The following is a 284-nucleotide window of genomic DNA, read 5'->3' on the forward strand; positions in this document are numbered from 1 at the left end:
GGGCTTGCCGGTGCGATCACCCTGCCGATGGTGGGGGCCACCTCGCTGGCGGTGGCGACCGGTGCGCTGGCGTATGCCTGGTATCAGGGCAACTCAACCCTGTCCGATTTCAACAAAACGCTGGTCCTTTCCGGCAATCAGGCGGGACTGACGGCAGATCGTATGCTGGTCCTGTCCAGAGCCGGGCAGGCGGCAGGGCTGACGTTTAACCAGACCAGCGAGTCACTCAGCGCACTGGTTAAGGCGGGGGTAAGCGGTGAGGCTCAGATTGCGTCCATCAGCCA

Annotated in this window: 1 protein-coding gene; it reads left to right on the forward strand. The window is 63.4% G+C overall.

Annotated features, from left to right (window positions below; genetic code table 11):
- A partial coding sequence (locus SB660_RS19940; protein ID WP_410584014.1) for a phage tail length tape measure family protein occupies positions 1-284 on the forward strand: 284 nt, incomplete at both ends.

It is taken from the genome of Bacillus sp. SIMBA_005, from assembly GCF_046535585.1.
Lineage (GTDB): Bacteria > Bacillota > Bacilli > Bacillales > Bacillaceae > Bacillus > Bacillus pumilus.